Genomic DNA, 1,615 nt, shown 5'->3' with positions numbered 1-1,615 from the left:
TGAATTGCAACGTCAAGCCGAAGAAGAAGAAAAGCAAAAACAGGCTGAATTAGAACGTCAAGCCGAAGAAAAAGCAAGACAAAAACAGGCTGAATTAGAACGTCAAGCCGAGGAAAAAGCAAGACAAAAACAGGTTGAATTAGAACGTCAAGCCGAGGAAAAAGCAAAACAAAGAGAAGCTGAATTGCTACGTCAAGCTGAAGAAAAAGCGAAGAAAAGAGAAGCTGAATTACAAAGACAGGCTAAATTAAATCAGTTTAAAGAGCAAGAACAAACAAGAGTGAATAATACTAAAACAATAAATGAAAATCAAAAGAATTTGTTAGAAGAATCTAGTTCTAAAAATAATCCTTTAAAGAATAAAAAAGTTTTAATGTTTTCAGGAATAGGGACAGTTATAGCAATTGTTGGTATATCTGGTGCATTATTTTTCGGAGGACAAACAAGTGAAACAACAAGTGCTACAACTAAAAGTGATGAATCTTTATCTGTTTTAATAGATAAAAAAGATTATTTACAAGCTGGTGCTAAGTATCCGAAACAATATGAAAAAATTGAGCAATCAATTATTGATAATATGAAGGATGAAACAATTAGAAAAGATTTAGAAGCTCTTGAAAAATTTAATGATAAATACCCTACAGCAAATGGAAATCTTGATATGGCATTCTTTAAAAAAGATTGGAAAGAAATTGTTCGTGTATATGAAAAGTATCAAGATCACATTGATCTTAATGAGAATCGAAAAATGATGTTAGGATATGGATATTTTAAAACAAGGGATGCAAGTAATGATCATTTAGCAAAAGCTGAAAAAATTAGTAATGAATTAAAAGATAAAGGTTTGAAAAATAAAATTGCTGATAATCAAATAGCCCAAGCAACAATTGATAATTTAACTAATGAAATTGAGAAAGGCAACCTTTCACCAGAAGAAAAAGAACAGAAAACGAAGACTAGAGAAGCTGTAATTCAAAAACAAAAAGAATTGTAATCTAAGGAGGATATCAAATGTCAGAACAAAGTAATTTTACAAAATCAAAAAAAATCTGGATTGGTGTATGCTCATTTATTGTTATTGCTGGAACTAGTATTGCTGTTTATGGATTTAATAAAGACTCAAAAACTAGTGCTACACCTAAAACGCATGATGTAGCCAAAAAGAATGAAACAAAAAAACCAAAAGATGATAAAGCTATTGCTAAAAATGATGAAGAAAAACCAGATGATATGACTAGATTATTAGAGGGAGATCCTGATAGCAAGGATACAGCTTTAGATAGAGCATTAGGTTGGACAGAATCATCATCATCACCTAAAAATATTGTTTCAAACTTTATTAATGATAATACCAAAGGTATTGATGGTAAAGATGATATCAAAAACAAAGATAAGAGTGATAAGTTAAGTGATTTAGATAAAGCTTTAGTATGGGCTGATTCTAAACTACCTACAGTTTCCGATTTACTTGCTAATAAGGATGCATCTTTAAATACAAATAATCTACTTACAAATAATGATTTGAGTTCTGGAAATAGCGGTTTATTAGGTCTTTTAAATGACTCGAATAAACCTAACATAGACCCAATTAAACCACCAATCGGCGGAGAAATTG

General features: G+C 30.5%; 1 protein-coding gene and 1 pseudogene. Both read left to right on the top strand.

Annotated elements, in window-relative coordinates; translation table 11 throughout:
- Positions 1–994, top strand: a pseudogene (locus tag MR107_RS29850) (hypothetical protein); the annotation flags it as partial.
- Between the two features lie 17 nt (positions 995–1,011).
- Positions 1,012–1,615, top strand: a 604-nt coding sequence (locus MR107_RS29845) for a hypothetical protein (protein WP_242293138.1), incomplete at its 3' end; no start/stop codon positions are given.

This window comes from Bacillus cereus group sp. BfR-BA-01441 (assembly GCF_022663075.1).
Lineage (GTDB): Bacteria > Bacillota > Bacilli > Bacillales > Bacillaceae_G > Bacillus_A > Bacillus_A cereus.
This window is presented reverse-complemented; position numbering and strand designations above follow the sequence as displayed.